The sequence below is a fragment of the Staphylococcus shinii genome, from assembly GCF_017583065.1.
Taxonomy (GTDB): Bacteria; Bacillota; Bacilli; order Staphylococcales; family Staphylococcaceae; genus Staphylococcus; species Staphylococcus shinii.
The window spans coordinates 349,485-367,565 of the sequence record NZ_JAGEVL010000003.1; the positions used below are offsets into that span (position 1 = coordinate 349,485).

Annotated in this window: 22 protein-coding genes; 13 read left to right on the forward strand and 9 right to left on the reverse strand. The window is 32.5% G+C overall.

Annotated features, from left to right (window positions below):
* Positions 1 to 7 precede the first annotated feature (7 nt).
* The 9 genes from walK to J5E45_RS05490 all read left to right on the forward strand — a co-directional run bounded on the left by walK (position 8) and on the right by J5E45_RS05490 (position 11,477).
* On the forward strand, positions 8 to 1,840 hold the full coding sequence (walK, locus tag J5E45_RS05450) for a cell wall metabolism sensor histidine kinase WalK (protein WP_039069547.1): 1,833 nt from the start codon (positions 8 to 10) through the stop codon (positions 1,838 to 1,840).
* Positions 1,830 to 3,167 (forward strand): two-component system activity regulator YycH, encoded by a 1,338-nt coding sequence (gene yycH, locus J5E45_RS05455; RefSeq protein ID WP_069793281.1) that lies wholly within the window; start codon positions 1,830 to 1,832, stop codon positions 3,165 to 3,167. The genes walK and yycH overlap by 11 nt, the downstream gene beginning before the upstream one ends.
* Positions 3,168 to 3,950 (forward strand): two-component system regulatory protein YycI, encoded by a 783-nt coding sequence (locus tag J5E45_RS05460; protein WP_208181757.1) that lies wholly within the window; start codon positions 3,168 to 3,170, stop codon positions 3,948 to 3,950.
* A 198-nt stretch (positions 3,951 to 4,148) separates the two neighbouring features.
* On the forward strand, positions 4,149 to 5,588 hold the full coding sequence (locus tag J5E45_RS05465) for an MFS transporter (RefSeq protein ID WP_237282797.1): 1,440 nt from the start codon (positions 4,149 to 4,151) through the stop codon (positions 5,586 to 5,588).
* A 14-nt stretch (positions 5,589 to 5,602) separates the two neighbouring features.
* Positions 5,603 to 7,540, forward strand: coding sequence for a right-handed parallel beta-helix repeat-containing protein (locus J5E45_RS05470; protein ID WP_202847880.1), 1,938 nt, complete (start codon positions 5,603 to 5,605; stop codon positions 7,538 to 7,540).
* Positions 7,541 to 7,997: 457 nt separating this feature from the next.
* Positions 7,998 to 8,798 carry an MBL fold metallo-hydrolase gene (locus J5E45_RS05475; protein ID WP_141714648.1) on the forward strand — a complete coding sequence of 267 codons (801 nt, stop codon included), beginning with the start codon at positions 7,998 to 8,000 and terminating at the stop codon, positions 8,796 to 8,798.
* Positions 8,799 to 9,580: 782 nt separating this feature from the next.
* The gene (gene rlmH, locus J5E45_RS05480) at positions 9,581 to 10,060 is read left to right on the forward strand and encodes a 23S rRNA (pseudouridine(1915)-N(3))-methyltransferase RlmH (RefSeq protein ID WP_069793285.1); all 480 of its coding nucleotides are present in this window, start codon (positions 9,581 to 9,583) and stop codon (positions 10,058 to 10,060) included.
* Between the two features lie 439 nt (positions 10,061 to 10,499).
* Positions 10,500 to 11,117 carry a CadD family cadmium resistance transporter gene (locus tag J5E45_RS05485; protein ID WP_049426239.1) on the forward strand — a complete coding sequence of 206 codons (618 nt, stop codon included), beginning with the start codon at positions 10,500 to 10,502 and terminating at the stop codon, positions 11,115 to 11,117.
* An 18-nt stretch (positions 11,118 to 11,135) separates the two neighbouring features.
* The gene (locus J5E45_RS05490; RefSeq protein WP_011274432.1) at positions 11,136 to 11,477 is read left to right on the forward strand and encodes an ArsR/SmtB family transcription factor; all 342 of its coding nucleotides are present in this window, start codon (positions 11,136 to 11,138) and stop codon (positions 11,475 to 11,477) included.
* 19 nt (positions 11,478 to 11,496) lie between these two features.
* Here J5E45_RS05490 and arsC read toward each other — a convergent pair whose 3' ends face one another.
* The 3 genes from arsC to arsR are packed head-to-tail and all read right to left on the reverse strand — an operon-like array spanning position 11,497 to position 13,519.
* Positions 11,497 to 11,898: an arsenate reductase (thioredoxin) gene (gene arsC, locus J5E45_RS05495; RefSeq protein WP_061854114.1), complete on the reverse strand. Its 402-nt coding sequence runs from the start codon at positions 11,896 to 11,898 to the stop codon at positions 11,497 to 11,499.
* A gap of 17 nt (positions 11,899 to 11,915) precedes the next feature.
* On the reverse strand, positions 11,916 to 13,208 hold the full coding sequence (gene arsB / locus J5E45_RS05500) for an arsenite efflux transporter membrane subunit ArsB (RefSeq protein WP_181895124.1): 1,293 nt from the start codon (positions 13,206 to 13,208) through the stop codon (positions 11,916 to 11,918).
* A complete protein-coding gene (gene arsR / locus J5E45_RS05505; protein WP_208181759.1) occupies positions 13,205 to 13,519 on the reverse strand; it encodes an As(III)-sensing metalloregulatory transcriptional repressor ArsR in 315 nt (104 codons plus the stop codon). Before arsR ends, arsB begins: the two co-directional genes overlap by 4 nt.
* Positions 13,520 to 13,724: 205 nt before the next feature.
* On the opposite strand from arsR, the gene J5E45_RS05510 reads away from it, so the two are divergent.
* The 4 genes from J5E45_RS05510 (at position 13,725) to J5E45_RS05525 (ending at position 15,403) form a co-directional block, all read left to right on the forward strand.
* Positions 13,725 to 13,925: a hypothetical protein gene (locus tag J5E45_RS05510; RefSeq protein ID WP_107607656.1), complete on the forward strand. Its 201-nt coding sequence runs from the start codon at positions 13,725 to 13,727 to the stop codon at positions 13,923 to 13,925.
* 32 nt (positions 13,926 to 13,957) lie between these two features.
* Complete coding sequence (locus J5E45_RS05515) at positions 13,958 to 14,278, forward strand: ArsR/SmtB family transcription factor (protein WP_065865873.1); 321 nt, start codon at positions 13,958 to 13,960, stop codon at positions 14,276 to 14,278.
* 89 nt (positions 14,279 to 14,367) lie between these two features.
* Entirely contained in the window at positions 14,368 to 15,252 is an 885-nt protein-coding gene (locus tag J5E45_RS05520; RefSeq protein WP_208181760.1) for a permease, read from the forward strand.
* A 13-nt stretch (positions 15,253 to 15,265) separates the two neighbouring features.
* Positions 15,266 to 15,403: a hypothetical protein gene (locus J5E45_RS05525; protein WP_107529391.1), complete on the forward strand. Its 138-nt coding sequence runs from the start codon at positions 15,266 to 15,268 to the stop codon at positions 15,401 to 15,403.
* A 133-nt stretch (positions 15,404 to 15,536) separates the two neighbouring features.
* On the opposite strand, the gene J5E45_RS05530 is transcribed toward J5E45_RS05525, so the two are convergent.
* The 6 genes from J5E45_RS05530 to J5E45_RS05550 all read right to left on the reverse strand — a co-directional run bounded on the left by J5E45_RS05530 (position 15,537) and on the right by J5E45_RS05550 (position 18,019).
* Complete coding sequence (locus tag J5E45_RS05530) at positions 15,537 to 15,716, reverse strand: hypothetical protein (protein ID WP_065865875.1); 180 nt, start codon at positions 15,714 to 15,716, stop codon at positions 15,537 to 15,539.
* Between the two features lie 56 nt (positions 15,717 to 15,772).
* Positions 15,773 to 15,985: a hypothetical protein gene (locus J5E45_RS14335; protein ID WP_229347794.1), complete on the reverse strand. Its 213-nt coding sequence runs from the start codon at positions 15,983 to 15,985 to the stop codon at positions 15,773 to 15,775.
* Positions 15,986 to 16,009: 24 nt separating this feature from the next.
* Positions 16,010 to 16,549: an HTH domain-containing protein gene (locus J5E45_RS05535; protein ID WP_229347799.1), complete on the reverse strand. Its 540-nt coding sequence runs from the start codon at positions 16,547 to 16,549 to the stop codon at positions 16,010 to 16,012.
* A gap of 169 nt (positions 16,550 to 16,718) precedes the next feature.
* On the reverse strand, positions 16,719 to 17,165 hold the full coding sequence (locus J5E45_RS05540; protein ID WP_208181762.1) for a JAB domain-containing protein: 447 nt from the start codon (positions 17,163 to 17,165) through the stop codon (positions 16,719 to 16,721).
* Between the two features lie 20 nt (positions 17,166 to 17,185).
* Positions 17,186 to 17,692: a DUF1643 domain-containing protein gene (locus tag J5E45_RS05545; RefSeq protein ID WP_069995840.1), complete on the reverse strand. Its 507-nt coding sequence runs from the start codon at positions 17,690 to 17,692 to the stop codon at positions 17,186 to 17,188.
* A gap of 15 nt (positions 17,693 to 17,707) precedes the next feature.
* A complete protein-coding gene (locus tag J5E45_RS05550; protein ID WP_208181763.1) occupies positions 17,708 to 18,019 on the reverse strand; it encodes a DUF960 family protein in 312 nt (103 codons plus the stop codon).
* Positions 18,020 to 18,081 lie beyond the last annotated feature (62 nt).

The window sequence follows — 18,081 nt, forward strand, 5'->3', positions numbered from 1 at the left end:
CTGTTAAATGAAATGGCTTAAACATTTTCAATCCTTACACACGAAACTTGTTATCGTCTATGTATTGCTGATTATAATCGGTATGCAAATTATCGGTTTATATTTTACGAATAGTCTAGAAAAAGAATTAACACAAACATTTAAAAATAATATTTCGCAATATGCGAAACAAATAGAAATTAATATAGAAAAGGTTTATGACGAAGATAATTCAGTAAATGCTCAAAAAGAGGTTCAAAACTTATTGAATGAGTATGCCAATAGACAAGAAATAGAAGAAATTCGCTTTATTGATAAAGATCAAATAATCATGGCTACTTCAAAGCAGTCTACGCGTAGTCTAATAAATCAAAAAGCCAATGATAATTCTATTCAAAAGGCGCTGTCACTAGGCGAAATCAATAGCCATACCGTATTAAAAGATTACGGAAATGGTAAACAACGTGTTTGGGTATATAACTTACCTGTTAAAACATCTAACGATGGTACGATTGGCGATGTGTACATTGAAGCCGATATCAATGATGTATATAACCAGCTAAGTAATATCAACCAAATCTTTATCGTTGGGACAGGGATTTCATTGTTAATTACGATAATCCTTGGGTTCTTTATTGCACGTACAATTACGAAACCAATTACAGACATGCGGAACCAGACCGTAGAAATGTCTAAAGGTAACTATACGCAACGCGTGAAAATTTATGGTAACGATGAAATTGGCGAGCTCGCACTCGCCTTCAATAACCTATCTAAACGTGTACAAGAAGCGCAGGCAAATACCGAAAGTGAAAAACGGCGTCTCGATTCCGTTATTACACATATGAGTGACGGTATTATCGCTACAGATCGACGCGGCCGCATACGTATTGTTAATGACATGGCGTTAACGATGATGGGTACCATGAAAGAAGATATTATCGGTGACTATATGCTTAACGTATTGAATCTTGAAGAAGATTTCTCATTAGATGAAATTCAAGAGAATAACGATAGCTTCTTATTAGACATCAATGAGACGGAAGGCATTATCGTTCGAGTTAACTTTAGTACGATTGTTCAAGAAACTGGCTTTGTAACAGGTTATATTGCGGTACTACATGATGTAACTGAACAACAACAAGTTGAACGAGAACGTCGTGAATTCGTTGCAAACGTTTCTCACGAATTACGTACACCACTGACTTCAATGAACAGTTATATAGAAGCATTAGAAGGTGGCGCGTGGAAAGATGACGACTTAGCACCACAATTCCTGTCTGTTACACGTGAAGAAACAGAACGTATGATTCGCCTTGTAAACGATTTACTACAATTATCTAAAATGGATAACGAATCTGACCAAATTACTAAAGAAATCGTCGACTTTAATATGTTTATCAATAAAATCATTAATCGTCATGAGATGTCCGCAAAAGATACGACATTTATTCGTGAAATTCCAAAACAAACCATCTTTACTGAAATTGATCCAGACAAGATGACACAAGTATTTGATAACGTTATTACCAATGCGATGAAATATTCACGTGGCGATAAACGCGTTGAGTTTCACGTGAAACAGAATGCGTTATATAATCGTATGACCATTCGTGTGAAAGATAATGGTATTGGTATCCCGATCAATAAAGTAGATAAAATCTTTGACCGCTTCTATCGTGTAGATAAAGCACGTACACGTAAAATGGGTGGTACAGGTCTAGGATTAGCTATCTCTAAAGAAATAGTAGAAGCTCATAATGGTCGTATATGGGCTAACAGTGTAGAAGGACAAGGTACGTCAATCTTTATTACACTTCCATGTGAAGTCTTAGAAGATGGTGATTGGGATGCGGAGTAAAGAGTTAATCAAATCCATAATCCTTATTCTCCTTGTATTAATGAGTGCAGTTTTAACATATATGACATGGAATTTTTCACCTGATTTAGCCAATGTGGATAAGCAAGATAATAATAAAGAAACAGAAGCTAAAACGATAGGTAAACCACTAGATCAAGGAATGGATAAAGTGGTAACACCCTATCAGATAATTCATTCTAAAGGTGAAGATTCCGAAGGTATGGAAGCCACAAAAAGCAATGTAGAAGCAACACTGGAACCACTAAAAAATCATCGTGTATTACGTTCAGAACAAATGCACAGCAATCATAATTTAATTATTCCAGACCTTAGTGATGAATTTTTAGTATTAGATTTTACCTATGATATGCCACTAGCAACTTATTTAGGCCAAGCCTTGAATATTAATGCCAAAGTGCCAAACAATTTTAAATTCGATCGCTTAATCGTCGACAATAATAAAGATGGTACAGTGAAACTCTATGCGATTAGTAAAGATCGTCATAACGTTGTGCGTATGACAACGTCTGCTAAACTAAGCCAATTTGAAAAAGTGATGAAGCAACAACAAAAAAGTATGCAGCCTTATACAGAAATTATTACAAACAAAGATACGATTGATAAAGCTACACACATTTTTGCACCAAAAGCCCCTAAAGGCTTGAAATCATACCACACCATTTACAATCGCATTAGTGTAGATACGATGAATGCAATCTTATTTAATGATTCTGTCGTTGTACGTAGTTCGAAAAGTGGTAACGCAACTTATAATAATAACACGGGCGTTGCCAATTATAGCGATGACAGTGAAAAGTATCGTTATACTAATCTCTCAGAAGATGAAAATCGTTCTACTAATATGCAAGAAAGCATACCAAGTACCTTTGATTATATAAATAATCACGGCGGCTTTACGGATGATTTCAGATTATTCAATGTGGATAACAAGACAGGTGAACTCACATATCAAATGTTCTTAAACGGTCGTCCAACATTTAATAATGATGATCTTAATAACATTAAAGTATCATGGGGCGATAAAGGCGTCTTTAGTTATGCAAGAGCACTATTGAAAGCAAATGTAACAATTGATAGTGGTGAAGATGAGGTTAAATTGCCTGGTGCTGAGACTGTACGCGCAGAATTAGCAAACAACCCAGAGATTAACTTTGAAGAAGTAACAAACATGACTATCGGCTACAATATGGATAACAAATCAGACAATGCGGATATTGAAATCCAACGCAATAGTGAATTCAAACCACAATGGTATGTACAATATGATGGCGAATGGCGTGCATACAGCGATGGGGGGCTAGAATAAATGAACTGGAAACTTACAAAAACTTTATTTATTTTCGTCTTTATTCTAGTGAACATTAGCTTGGTCCTTATCTATATAGATAAGGTGAATAAGTCCCATATCAATGATAGTGAAGCTGAAAATGCTGTCGATTTTAAACAAGAAGAAATTAAAATTCCAGATAATCTCCCAAGTGTTAAAAATTTAAAAATGCAGTTATTAACCGCGCGTTCATTTGATTTTTCATCTTATGCTAAAGCGCATTCTGATATATCAAGTGAAGACTCAGGCGCTATGGCTAAAGGTGATATCAGTAACCCTATCGATGTCAGCAATGATCAATACACCGATTTAAAGTCATACGTTAAAGATAAAGTGTATAAAGGTAAAGATTATGAAATGAGTAACATAGATAACAAAAACGTAACGTTTGAACAAACGTACGATGATTATCCAATTATGAATAACAACAAAGCGAGATTAGAATTTAATATTAATGACGATGGTAAAGCTTCAAGCTATAAACAGACAGCAATGAAGTCCATCACACCCTCAGAAGGTGCTAACAATGAGGAAAAACAAGTAAATACAGCGAGAAGCGCAATAGAAGCCCTTTACTTTAACCGTTATCTTAAACGCAACGATGAAGTCACGAACGCAAGACTTGGTTACTATACGGTTGTGAAAGAACCCAATGTGCAAGTACTCGAAGCCAATTGGGAGATTAAAGTAAAACACGGAGAAAAGATTAAAACTTACTATGTTGAAGCCGTATCTGATAGCCCGAAAGTAATTGAAGAATAATATAACTGATCGAACGCACGTCTCTTAAAGAGATGTGCGTTTTTTATACCTAAAAACAATAAGGAATGGCTTAACTCTTGAAGTAAGACATAAAACATTAATGAGAAAGCGTTTACAAAATCAAAGGGTAATGGTAATATTTCACTTAAGCTAGTTAGTTAATTTAAAAAACAAACCAACTAGCAAAGGGGGAATTCAATGGATAAAATTTCGGGTACGCATGATAGTTCTTATGCTGACGAAAGCCAAGTTAATGGTTCAACTAAGTTACGCACTTCTGAAAAAATTGCATTTGGGGTAGGGGATTTTGGTGCTAATTACAGTTGGACTTTTATTGCATCATTTATCATTATTTATATGACAGACATAGTAGGCATAGCAGGCTCAGTTATTGGGACTATTATACTTTTTTGTCGTTTTGCAGATGGTTTTTCAGACATTTTTATGGGAAGTATTATAGATAATACAAACACTAAAATGAGGAAAGCCAAGCCTTGGGTCTTTTGGACAGCACCTGTATTGGGCGTTTTAACATTTATGTTATTTAATGTGCCAACATCGTTTAGTTATACAGGTCAAATTGCATATATTTTTATCGTATATTTTTTGATTTCAGTTATTTTTTATACAGCAAATAATGTTGCTTATTCATCACTAGTATCATTTATGACTAAAAATGAAAAAGATAGAGTTTCACTAGGAAGTATACGCTTCATATTTTCTAATATCAGTGTGTTATGTATAACAACTTTCACAGTCTATTTTGTAACAAGTTTTGGCGATAATCAGCAAGGTTGGACATATACCTCAGCTATATACGCGTTGTTATGTGCAATCCCATTAATGATTACAGGTTATTTTGTAAAAGAGAGAAATGTGGCCGAAAAGCAATATCATGAAGTTAAAAAAACAAAGCGTATTCCATTTAGTTTAATTATTAAATCTTTAATAACTGAAAAATATTTTTTGATTACAATCGTCTTATATTTATTGTGGTATTTGAGACAGACAGATAATAGTATGAGAATCTACTACGCAACGTACATTTTTAATGACGCCAATGTAATGGCAATTATGAGTATAGCGACACTATTGCCTACCATTTTAGGATTATTAGTAGCACCTCAATTTGCTGAAAAAGTAGGTATCAAAAATAGTATTATCATCGGATTAATTATATCTATTATTTCATATATTATGATGGGCATATTCTCAGAGAACTTAATACTTTTAGTCGTTGGATTAATTATTCATGGAATAGGATTAGTACCTTTTACAGCAGCATTAAGCGGTATTGTCGCAGATGTTGGAGATATTATTTATTGGAAGACGGGCGTACCAGTACAAGGATCAATATTTAGTTTAGCAAGTGCTGGCATGAAGATTGGTTCAGGATTGCAATCTGCAATTGTTGGATGGTCACTGTCCGTAGGTGGCTATGTTGCCGGAGCCTCAGTTCAATCACAAAGTACCATTTTTGCTATAAAATCCATGCAGATTTATTTTCCATTATTAGCAGTCGCTATCGTAACCATATTCGCATTATTTTTGAATTATGAAAAATTTATTAAACACATAAAAGAACAAATTAGAACAAATAACGTAGGTGAAATGAGAGACAAACAAATATATAAATAAAATGAGGGATTACTATGACAAATTGTATTCATGTAGATAAAAAAGGTTCAGATTGTGGATTAGGTAATGTTGAATCACCGTTCTTAACAATAGATAAAGCTGCTTCTGTTGCACAACCTGGGGACAGTATCATTGTGCATGAAGGGATATATCACGAAGAAATAACACATATAAACACAGGATTAAGTGAATCTAGAAGAATTTCATTTGAAGCAGCTAAAGACGAACAGGTAATGATTAAAGGCTCTGAAGAAATAACAGGATGGCAACAAATCGATGGCAGTATATGGAAAGTAGAAATAGATAACACGATATTTAAAGATTTTAACCCATTTGCTACAAAATTATTTGGCGATTGGTTAGCGGTCGATAACGATAAGAGTTTAGGACAAGTATATTTAAACAATCAATCACTTTTTGAAGTAAGTGAATATGAACAATTGGCTGATCCGAAATTGGTTGAAGAAACACTAGATCATTGGACAAATAAACAAGTTACTTATGACTATAAAGACCAATCAATCTATGTCTGGTACGCAAAAGTAGAAAAAGATATAACAACGATATATGTGAATTTTCATGACTATAACCCCAATAATGAAGTAACGGAAATAAATGTTAGAAAAAGCGCATTTCGTCCCTTCAAAATGCATACAAATTATATTACAATTAGAAATTTTGAAATTGCGAATGTGGCAACGCAATGGTCGCCTCCAACTGCAGCACAGACAGGCATGATTGATACACATTGGAGTAAAGGGTGGATTATCGAAAATAACATACTTTATAACGCCGTGTGTAGTGCGATTGCTATAGGTAAAGAAATTTCAACAGGTGACAATTTAAATACTTATAGAAAAGACAAACCAGGTTATCAATATCAAATAGAAACCGTCTTTAAGGCAGCCAATAGTGATTGGAATAAAGAAACCATAGGGTCACATATCATTAGAAATAATGTGATACATGATTGTGGACAAAATGCAGTAGTAGGACATCTAGGAAGTGCCTTTAGTAAAATATATAATAACCATATTTATAATATAGGTAATAAGAGAGAATTTTTTGGTTATGAAATTGCAGGTATCAAGTTGCATGCTGCGATAGATACACAAGTGTACAACAATTATGTTCATAATTGCTCACTAGGTATGTGGTTTGATTGGCAGACACAAGGCACAAGAATAAGTAAGAACATATTTAACAATAATACTAGAGACTTGTTCGTAGAAGTAAGTAACGGTCCGTATATTGTAGATAACAATATACTAACTGCGGATTATGCTTTAGACAACCATGCCCAAGGTGGGGCTTACGTTAATAATATTATTAATGGCGAAATAGTACATAGGTTAATGTTGGATAGAGCCACGCCATACCATGTGCCACACAGTACATTAATAGCAGGATTTGCGCCAGTTTATGGTGGAGATGATAGATTTTATAACAACATATTTATTGGACAAGAAGGTATACCTAATGTCGGAACTGAAATTTATAATGGTTATACCACGTCACTATCAGAATTTAAAGAAGCGGTTGCTAAAGAAGAAGGCGACCATGAGTCATTCCATAAGATAAAACAACCAGTATATATTGAAGATAATGCATATTTTAATAAAGCAAATCAATTTAATAGAGAAAATCGTAATTTTATAAATGAAAGTGTTGACCCTGATTTATCAATAGTTGAAGAAGGTAATGATGTGTATTTAAATATCTCTGTACCAGAATCATTTATTGAATTTAAAGGAAAAGTATATGATACCGAGACATTACCTAAAGTACGTATTGTTGATGCAGACTTTGAAGATGAAAATGGCAATTCATTAACACTCAACACAGATTTAAATGATGATCTGAGAGAACATGAGTCTATGATAGGTCCTCTTCAAACGCTCACTACTGGAAATAATAAAGTGAAAATTTGGACTAAAAACAATACAAAATAATAGCGTTTATTCCAAGAAATAAGAAATTTATATCACTATATAGCATGAAATAAAAGATTTGTTTTCTACATTGCGTAGGAGATGAATCTTTTATTTTTATGAATTGAAAAATGATTAACAAACCTTTCCAATTTTATTCAGATGAAATATCCATAAAGTATGTTAAAATTAAATACTGTTGATGAGCGTTATACAAAAGCAAAAAATAAAGCGCTGTAGTATAATAAAAGCGTAAAATTCGCGAGAAGTTGAAGCGGAAAAGAGAAAATAATTTTATGCGACAGGATTTTTTAAATTCTGTGATTGCAGTCGTATGCATGAGGTTACATTAGCTATGCGCAGTGCTCCTAACAGCACGAGCAATGAAAATTTTAGACAGAGGGTATATTGACGGCACATAAACCGAAGTCTGCCCTATAACAATATATTACTAAACAGTGTTTACAGATTAGAAAGGGTGAATCGCTTGATACGTATGAGTGTATTAGCGAGTGGTAGTACAGGAAACGCCACTTATGTGGAAAATGATAAAGGCAGTATCTTAGTCGACGCAGGATTGACTGGGAAGAAAATGGAAGAACTTTTTGGACAAATTGATAAACAGATTAAAGACTTAAACGGCATCTTAGTTACTCACGAACATTCAGACCATATTAAAGGATTAGGCGTATTAGCACGTAAATACAACCTACCTATTTATGCGAATGAAAAAACATGGTCAGCCATCGAAAAGAAAGACAGTAAAATTCCAATGGATCAAAAATTCATCTTTAATCCATACGAAACGAAATCATTAGCTGGCTTCGATATCGAATCGTTTAACGTTTCACATGACGCTATCGATCCACAATTTTATATATTCCATAACAACTATAAGAAGTTTACGATTTTAACAGATACAGGTTACGTTTCAGATCGTATGAAAGGTATGATTCAAGGCAGTGACGCCTTCGTCTTTGAAAGTAATCACGATGTAGATATGCTACGCATGTGCGGTTATCCATGGAAGACAAAACAACGTATCTTGAGTGACATGGGACACGTTTCCAATGAAGATGCAGCACACGCAATGACAGACGTCATCACAGGTAGCACTAAACGCATTTACCTATCTCACTTATCTCAAGATAACAACATGAAAGATTTAGCTCGCATGAGCGTCGGACAAGTTCTCAATGGACACGACATCGACACAGAAAAAGAAGTATTGTTGTGCGATACTGACAAAGCCAATGCAACTCCAATATATACGTTATAGAAGCCCTTGCCCCTTGATTGAAGGGGTTAGGGCTTCTATATGCATTAGCTAATGTAATACAAAAGAGGAAGCGAGTATAACTGAAAAATTTAGCGGATTGTAAAGCATTGGAAATAAGCCAACGTTAACTTACTTTTATAGCGGCATTAAATTGAAAAATTCAGAGACTTTTCATAAATAAGCCGAGATTTAATATGATGTTTGAGACTGAGCTGAGCGCTTTTTAATGAAGTATTACGTAGGAATGATGCAATCTATAAATAAACTCACAAATTAATTGAGGAAGACTAGCGATTATTGATAAATCATTAGTCTGATTTGTATTGTCATAACCTAACCAATATCACAATTTGAGATATTGGTTTTTATTATGTGTAAGAAGAGTATTGCTAAATTCGTTGGTCATACATCCCTGTGTCTTAATTGAAACCTCATATACAATTAGAGCATAATTATAAGCAGTGGATAACTTGGCTAATAAAAGGTTTTTAAAGGTAAAAATCATGAAGAAAACGTAAAATTTGTGAATAAGTATGTAAGACACCCATCAACTTATCCACTTTTTTATCCATAGATGTGCACAATTAACATGGAAATACCCACATTATACACAGGGTTATCCACAAATTAACATGTTATTAACGTTTTTTTGTTTAGAAAACGTAAACATTATTAAATAATGATATACATTCCTGTTATAATAAGAGGGAATAGTGTGAATAAGTGTACAACTTGTGGATAACTCTAACAACTATTGTTTATTATGAATTTGGAGGACAATTATGAAGATTACGATACTAACAGTAGGTAAATTAAAAGAAAAATACTGGAAACAAGCAATCGCAGAATATGAAAAACGTTTAGGAGCATACTCCAAAATTGAAGTTATAGAAGTGCCTGACGAAAAAGCACCTGAAAATATGAGCGATAAAGAAGTTGAACAGGTTAAAGAAAAAGAAGGTCAACGCTTACTAGCAAAAGTAAAACCTCAGTCAACTGTCATAACGCTTGAAATCAAAGGCAATATGTTGACGTCTGAAGGATTAGCTAAAGAAATAGAAGGACGAATGACTAGAGGACAAAGTGACTTCACCTTTATTATTGGTGGATCCAACGGCTTACATAAAGACGTGCTAAACCGCAGCGATTATGCATTATCATTCAGTAAAATGACCTTCCCACACCAAATGATGCGCGTCATATTGATAGAGCAAATATATCGTGCATTTAAAATTATGCGAGGAGAAGCATATCATAAATGATGCGGTTTTTTCAGCCGCTTCATAAAGGTATTTTAAACGTATCAGAACGTGTGAGGTTTATGAGAATTGCTGTTATGTTTTTGTGAAGCATATCATAAATGATGCGGTTTTTTCAGCCGCTTCATAAAGGGATTTTGAACGTATCGGAACGTATGCGGTTTATGAGAATTGCTGTTATGTTTTTGTGAAGCGTATCATAAATGATGCGGTTTTTATAAGGTTCTTCTTATTGGTGAAATTGTTAAAAAAACAAAATGCAATGAATTGACAAATTAAAATCGCTTTAAGTCGTATTCTCAAAGAATCTATAAATCACTCGTATGTACACAGCCCCTTACTATCAGTTAAAGTGTCACTTTTCGGTTCTAATATTTATTATTCATAAGATATGCAATATATGATACAATTCATTCAAATGTATATTTGAATGAGGTGCTCTATGGTTCAGACTATTATAACTGCGGCAATACTTTATATTGCAACTGCGGTAGATTTATTAGTGATTTTATTAATATTTTTTGCTAGAGCAAAGACTAGAAAAGAATATAGGGATATTTATATAGGTCAATATTTAGGATCGATTATCCTCATATTAGTCAGTTTATTTTTAGCTTTTGTGTTAAATTATGTTCCAGAGAAATGGATATTAGGTTTATTAGGTTTGATCCCCATCTACTTAGGTATAAAAGTTGCTATTTATGATGATTGTGAAGGTGAAAAAAGAGCAAAAAAAGAATTAAACGAAAAAGGTTTGTCCAAATTAGTAGGGACTGTTTCTTTAGTGACAATTGCAAGTTGTGGTGCAGATAATATTGGTTTATTTGTCCCTTATTTTGTAGCATTGGATATTATTGAATTACTGACTACCTTAATTGTATTTTTAGTTTTAATTTTCTTTTTAGTATTCACAGCACAAAAACTAGCTAGAATTCCTGGTGTGGGTGAAATTGTTGAGAAATTCAGTCGTTGGATTATGGCTGTTATTTACATAGCATTGGGCTTATTTATTATTATTGAAAATGAAACCATACAAACGATATTAGGATTTATATTATAAATTAAGGTGTGACTTAATATGAGTAACAATAAAATTTGTGACGTCATTTGTGTTCATGAGGAAAAAGTGAATTATGCTTTAAGATTTTTAAAAGAAGAAAAAACTCAACGGCTTATCAATACATTATTAAAGATAAGTGATGAGAATAAGCTGAAAATTATATTAGCTCTAATTAAAGAGAAAGAATTATGTGTTTGTGACTTATCTATAACATTAGGTTTGAGTATAGCTTCAACATCACATCATTTGAGAGCTCTGTATAAAAGAGACGTGCTGGATTTTTACAAGGATGGGAAAATGGCATACTATTATATCAAAGATATAGAAATGAAATCATTATTAATAAAATGTATGACTTAAATATAAAGAAACGCTCACATTAAACGAGCGTTTCTTTGAATTCTTGTATTCTTTTTCCAATTTCATCTCTAACACGTTGAAATTCTGGCCATTCTTTTCCTGCTGGATCATCAAAGCCCCAGTGTTCTTTTTTAACATTAGGTGGTAATATAGGGCAATTATCGTCTGCATCACTACATAATGTTACGACCAAAGCTGACTGTTCTAAGATATCACTATCAATCAAATCTGATGTATGGTTTGAGATATCAATATCCACTTCTTTCATAGCTTCTATTGCTTTAGGATTAACACCATGTGTTTCAATACCAGCAGAATAGACATTCCAATCTTCACCCAATATTTCTTTTCCCCAACCTTCAGCCATTTGGCTACGACAAGAGTTTCCTGTACATATAAAATAAATTGTTTTCTTATCCATAATTAAAGCCTCTTTTCTTAAAATATGATTAGTGTAAGGTATAAACCTAAGAGTGTTACAAATAGGACCGGAATAGTAATGATAATTCCAGTTTTAAAGTATGTTCCCCACGAAATTTTCACACCTTTTTGTGTTAAGACATGTAGCCACAATAATGTTGCTAAAGAACCAATCGGTGTTATTTTAGGTCCTAAATCAGAACCTATGACATTCGCATAAACCATACCTTCTTTAATTGTTCCAACTACATTCGATTGTCCGATAGCAATTGCATCTATTAAAACTGTAGGCATATTATTCATAATTGATGATAACAAAGCAGATATAAAGCCCATGCCCATAACACTACTGAATAGTCCATAACTTGAAATATTGGATAATGCATCAGCTAAAATTGTGGTGATGCCTACGTTTTTCAAGCCGAATACGACTAAATACATACCAATTGAAAATAGGACAATATTCCATGGTGCACCTTTAATTACTTGTTTCGTATGCACAGCTTCGGAATTGCGAGCTAACAGTACAAAGATAATAGCAATAATACCAGCAATGATTGATACAGGGATTTGAATAAACTCACTAACAAGATAACCCACAAGTAGTATTGCTAATACAATCCATGAAATCTTAAATAATTTAGAATCTTTAATTGCATTTTTAGGATGTGAAAGATTTTCTGTATCGAACGTTTTAGGTATAGATTTTCTGAAATATAACCATAAAACGAGAATACTAGCAATCAGAGAGAATATATTAGGAATAATCATTCGACTAAAATATTCAATAAATCCAATATCGAAGTAATCTGCAGAAACGATATTAACTAAGTTACTTACAATTAAGGGTAGTGATGTAGTATCAGCGATAAAGCCACTGGCAATGATGAATGGGAAAATAACTTTTTTATTAAACCCTAGATTTCTTACCATCGCTAATACAATAGGAGTTAAGATTAAAGCCGCACCATCATTTGCGAAAAATGCTGCTACAATTGCCCCAAGTAACATAATAAAAACAAACATTTTTAAGCCATTACCGTTTGAAGCCTTGACCATATGTATTGCAGACCATTCAAAAAAACCAATTTCATCTAATATTAATGAAATTAGAATAACAGCTACAAAAGTTAAAGTTGCATTCCAAACAATACCGGTTACTTCTAATACATCGGAAAAACTTACGACTCCTGTAAAGATAGCAACAACAGCTCCAATTAAAGCTGTAATACCAATATCTAAACCTTTTGGTTGCCATATCACAAAGATTAAAGTTAACAAGAAGATTATAATTGCTAAAATGGTCATCAACAGTCACCTGATTTCACATTTTTACATACACATCTTTGATTAGATGTATTAATGATGTTTAAGTTTTGAATAATATCATCTAAAATAGCATGATTATGTTGATACCAATGTTTGTTGCCGTCTTTTCGTGTTGTAACTAATTCGTTATCTACTAATGACTTCATATGATGACTTAGTGTAGGTTGTGAGAATTGAAAGTGTTCTAATAAGTCACAAGCGCATAGCTCACCACAAGAAAGTAAATCTAATATTTCTAACCTGCTTGGATCTGATAAAACTTTTAATATTGCTGATAATTCTTTATAAGACATAAATAATACCTCCTTTTCATTACATAGATTAACATCTATATAGTTTTATGTCTATGTAGTTTTTTGACTAATTTTAGTATTAGATTAGAATGCGTCCTAAATAACTAGTTTTATTATCTTGCAAAAGTTGAAATAATAATTTATATTTAATACATCAAAAAAAATTGATGTATCATTTTAGTATTTTATAAAGGAGTTCGATTTTATGAGAATAAATCATGCAAGTACATTATCTGTTGATTATTTTGTTAGCTACTTAAATCTAATTATGATATCAAGAGAAGTTTCTTTAAAAGAAGCTATATCATATATGAAAAATGAATTCTTTAAAGGAGAACCTGACATGTATGGTAAAATAACAGAAACTCATTTTAATCAAGCAATACAAGAACTCAAACAAAAATAGAAATATCTATATATAAGAGAGGTGATTATTTAATGGAAATTATTAAGTCCAGTCCTAATAGAAGTGAGGAAGAAAAATTAGACTTTTATGAACAGATGTTTAATGCGCTAGCTGATAAAATCAGGCTTAAAATTCTACAATCAATACGTCAAAGCGATTCAAAATCTTTATGTGTTTGTGATCTAGAAGAATTATTAGCGTTAAAACAATCTAAACTTTCCTATCATTTAAAAAAATTAGTAGATGCAAATATTCTTATTGCTGAAAAGCATGGCACATGGAATTATTATAAAATTAATGAGCAACAAATACAGGTGGTTTTAAATGAAGATACTTGCTGTAAGATACTTTAAGTATCTTCTTTATAACATAGAATTAATCAAATTTTTTTGATTAATACATCAAGAAAAGTTGATTAAATGAATTCGGAGGCGTTATACTAATGATAGATTCAATTATGGAATTCATAAAAACATTTCTGATGTTATTTTTTGAATTATTATTACTATTTATAGTAGTGAGTTTTATAGTAAGTCTGATTCAACAAGTTGTATCAGAAGAAAAAATTAAAAAGCTTTTGAGCAAACCTAATAAAGCTGTCAATTACATATTAGGTATGGTGTTTGGTGCTGTTACACCATTTTGTTCTTGTTCAACTATTCCAATACTTGCAGGTCTATTAAATTCCAAAGTTCCTTTTGGTCCGGCTATGAGTTTTTTGATTGCTTCACCATTAATGAACCTATTAATGATATTTATGTTATGGGCTTTATTAGGATGGAAAGTAGCCATTGTTTATTTTGTAGTACTAGCAATTTTCAGTATTTTAACAGGTTTAGTATTTTCAAAAATGAATTTAGCTGAAAGTTATAAAGGGGTCAATGTTAAAGGTGATGGCTTTTTTGCTAATAAAACAGGATCTCGTTTTAAACAAGCATTAAACGATGCGTGGGCATTTTTATACCCAATGTTACCTTATCTATTTATTGGTGTATTTATTGGTGCCTTTATATATGGATTCATACCTGAAGAATTTATAACTAAGTATGCAAGTGGTGATGGTTTTATATCGGTGTTTATTGCTTCTGTTATCGGTATCCCTATGTATATCAGACCAGAAACAATGTTACCTATAGCCGAAGCATTAGTATCAAAAGGTATGTCGCTAGGAACAGTAGTTGCATTAATAATTGGTGGTGCTGGCGCAAGTATTCCAGAGGTCGTATTGCTATCTAAGCTATTCAAGAAAAAATTTGTAATATCATTCATTATTGCAATTTTAATTGTAGCCATTGCTACAGGTTTGATTGTGAATATCATTATTTAAAGGAGGTGAAATAATGGGTATTAAAGACGCATTAAAAAAAATAAAACCTCAAGAACAGTCATGTTGTTCGGTAGAAATTGAGGAAAAGAACGAAAAAAAAGAAAAAGATGAAAAAGAGCAAGAAGATAATAACAATTGCTGTAACAAGTAATATAAGGGCCTGGAATTTATATCCAGGCCCTTATATTAATCTATTTTGCTACGCTTTTCTATATTTATTCTACAATAATTAAAAAAGGACATATTTTGAAATCAATGTGTCTTTGAAAATGGTTACCTCTATATTATGCTTTGATTTCTACAGGTTCACTAAAGTGATTTTCTATAATTCTTGTTATTTCTTTACCTAGTGGTCCTTTTATTGTGAAAGTTCTTTTGAAATAAGAACCTAAAATACCTAGACCTGCTGCTGCACCGACACCTTTTCCAATGCCTTTGCCTATCGTTTTTATGATGTTACTCATGATTATCATTCCTTTCATTATAATTAATATTATTTGTAAAACATTGTCTGCTTGGTTTACTTTTGAACTTGTTGTTTTAAATATGTTAATTGTAGTAAAAGTAATTCATCAATCACTTGTTCTCTTAAATCAGGGGGTGAAATGATACGTATATTGGATTGATATATAAAACGGAGTTGAATAGCTTCGACTCTTGTCATCTTGAAAGTGACAATAAGATAATGTGCATCATATTTTTCTATTACATGAATTTGATAAAATCGATGCATTTTTGACCACACATCTTTACCGATTTAAAACGTGATATAGGTTTGTAACTTTGATTTTTCTTGTATATCCACGGATTTTTCAGACAAACTCAGATTCATTTGATTAATATCATCTATATAAATTTCATTCATTGCGCGAACAACTAATGATGCTGGCAAAATACCTGTTTGATTTTTATCAATTTCAAAGCGGTCAAGATATTTTAGTAATGTAGTTCGATGACCTGAATGATGTTTGATGATTAATAATTTAAGATATTGATAAAAGTAATGACTTAATTTGGGTGTCGTCAGGTATAAAGCAGTCAAAATATCATACATAAAATGCATATTTTCATGCTTATCTTGTTCGAGCTTATAACTTTCTGATTTATAATCGTACGTGATTGCTTTAGGTGTACTGATCCACGATTTACTTTCATATAAGAAGTTTCTGGTATCGTCGATATCTCTTTGTATCGTCCTAGGACTCGTATTGAGTTCTAATGTAAGTGATTGTTTGTTGACGGATTTATTCTGTAGTAAACGATGGTATATTGTTAATATTCGAAATGCACGATCCAATATGTCACCTCCTTTAAGTTATACATTACAAAATAGGTTTGTCACAATAAGTCAATCCTCCGTATATTTAATAAAAGTTGTGAAAAATATTTTTTAGATAAATACATTGATATAAAGAGATTTTATAAATATTGATAAGTGAAGAAATAGCGGTAATGACAAAATACGGCTATACCTCTACTTTTAAATTATGTTTTCTAATGGAATAGGCGTTACTATTTGAGAAAATAACATGGTCATAAAATAAAATGCCCATCATTTCACTGATGAGCATTAATCGTTCGGTCACATTGATATCTTCATGAGAGGGTGTTACATCTCCACTTGGATGGTTATGTCCTAGCATAATACTGTTGGCGTTACTGAGCATCGCTGTTTTGAATGTTTCTCTGGGGTGAATCACTGTTTGGTTAATAGAACCTATCGATAGTGTTTGAATATGTGTAGTTTCGTTTTTACTATTCATACATATAAGTATGAGATGTTCTCGATCACTGTTTCCAATGAATGAACGCATAATTTCTGTCGCATCCCCAGGGTTTGAAATACGATTTTTTAGATAATTTAATGTATCTGTTTTTATCATTTGTAGTGAAACAATATTGATTTCTTTCATCGTTTACCTCCATATATGGGTTATGCTTTCAAAGTCCATTTCTGTCTTGCTTTTGGATTAAGGGGGTGCATAATTTCATTGGTTACTGGGTTCATGAGTTGTTTCACTTTCGTCTTATGTGGTTTCAACATCTCTAATACTTCATTGACACGTGCTTCAACAACGGGCTTTTTAGCGTAAGCACCCCAGGCTAATATTACTTCATCCGATTCTTTCACTGCCTTCATAATTTGAATATCGGTATGATTATCATAGGCGTTTTCTAGATGTTTGAGATTGAGGGGTGTTGTAATATTGGAATATAGATTCACAAAATTGATTGAGCCAAATGCATCCATTTCTGAAACTTTGTTCATAATGAGCTGAGTTGTTAAGTCTATACGAAGAAGGCCCATAAAATTTGGATACATTGTAATGATTGTAAGTGTTTGTTTTTCACTGTCCCATGTTTTCTTAAGTAGATAGCGATGTTGTTGGTCATCACTGAATATGGCTTCAGTTTCTAATGTATTTTTTATTGTTTTCATGTAATATTCACTCCTCTAGTATTCTTCTGGTAATAACATGACGTAATAAGAAAGGTCTACATCATCTTCTCGGATAATGTAGACCTTATTGATATCGATAGACTGTTTGACATTTGCCTTATGCGTTTTGACATACTCAGGACGTTCTTGTTTGTGTTTGATATATAGTTGGTTATTTTGCATATTGAATTGGAATATATGAAAATAATCCAATGATTCCTTGCCTTTTGATTGTGTTTGTTCTCGTCGTGCTACAAGTTGCCATAATTGTTTTTGTAAGATGATAGGTAAGCTATTGGCAATACCACGAGTGATATATCTATTCATAAGAGATCTCCTTTCGTTCTGATTCTTTCATCCATGTAATGATTTCGCTTAGGATAGTGATT

Bases quoted from the DNA above. Each gene is read 5' to 3' on its own strand.
- J5E45_RS05515 (WP_065865873.1), top strand. From the start codon at position 13,958: ATGGAAATTATTAAGTCCAGTCCTAATAGAAGTGAGGAAGAAAAATTA.
- walK (WP_039069547.1), top strand. From the start codon at position 8: ATGAAATGGCTTAAACATTTTCAATCCTTACACACGAAACTTGTTATC.
- J5E45_RS05510 (WP_107607656.1), top strand. From the start codon at position 13,725: ATGAGAATAAATCATGCAAGTACATTATCTGTTGATTATTTTGTTAGC.
- J5E45_RS05545 (WP_069995840.1), bottom strand. From the start codon at position 17,692: ATGAAAACAATAAAAAATACATTAGAAACTGAAGCCATATTCAGTGAT.
- J5E45_RS05540 (WP_208181762.1), bottom strand. From the start codon at position 17,165: ATGAAAGAAATCAATATTGTTTCACTACAAATGATAAAAACAGATACA.
- arsR (WP_208181759.1), bottom strand. From the start codon at position 13,519: ATGTCTTATAAAGAATTATCAGCAATATTAAAAGTTTTATCAGATCCA.
- J5E45_RS05485 (WP_049426239.1), top strand. From the start codon at position 10,500: ATGGTTCAGACTATTATAACTGCGGCAATACTTTATATTGCAACTGCG.
- J5E45_RS05460 (WP_208181757.1), top strand. From the start codon at position 3,168: ATGAACTGGAAACTTACAAAAACTTTATTTATTTTCGTCTTTATTCTA.
- J5E45_RS14335 (WP_229347794.1), bottom strand. From the start codon at position 15,985: ATGCATCGATTTTATCAAATTCATGTAATAGAAAAATATGATGCACAT.
- J5E45_RS05525 (WP_107529391.1), top strand. From the start codon at position 15,266: ATGGGTATTAAAGACGCATTAAAAAAAATAAAACCTCAAGAACAGTCA.
- J5E45_RS05550 (WP_208181763.1), bottom strand. From the start codon at position 18,019: ATGAATAGATATATCACTCGTGGTATTGCCAATAGCTTACCTATCATC.
- J5E45_RS05530 (WP_065865875.1), bottom strand. From the start codon at position 15,716: ATGAGTAACATCATAAAAACGATAGGCAAAGGCATTGGAAAAGGTGTC.
- J5E45_RS05520 (WP_208181760.1), top strand. From the start codon at position 14,368: ATGATAGATTCAATTATGGAATTCATAAAAACATTTCTGATGTTATTT.
- rlmH (WP_069793285.1), top strand. From the start codon at position 9,581: ATGAAGATTACGATACTAACAGTAGGTAAATTAAAAGAAAAATACTGG.
- yycH (WP_069793281.1), top strand. From the start codon at position 1,830: ATGCGGAGTAAAGAGTTAATCAAATCCATAATCCTTATTCTCCTTGTA.
- J5E45_RS05465 (WP_237282797.1), top strand. From the start codon at position 4,149: ATGGATAAAATTTCGGGTACGCATGATAGTTCTTATGCTGACGAAAGC.
- J5E45_RS05490 (WP_011274432.1), top strand. From the start codon at position 11,136: ATGAGTAACAATAAAATTTGTGACGTCATTTGTGTTCATGAGGAAAAA.
- arsC (WP_061854114.1), bottom strand. From the start codon at position 11,898: ATGGATAAGAAAACAATTTATTTTATATGTACAGGAAACTCTTGTCGT.
- J5E45_RS05470 (WP_202847880.1), top strand. From the start codon at position 5,603: ATGACAAATTGTATTCATGTAGATAAAAAAGGTTCAGATTGTGGATTA.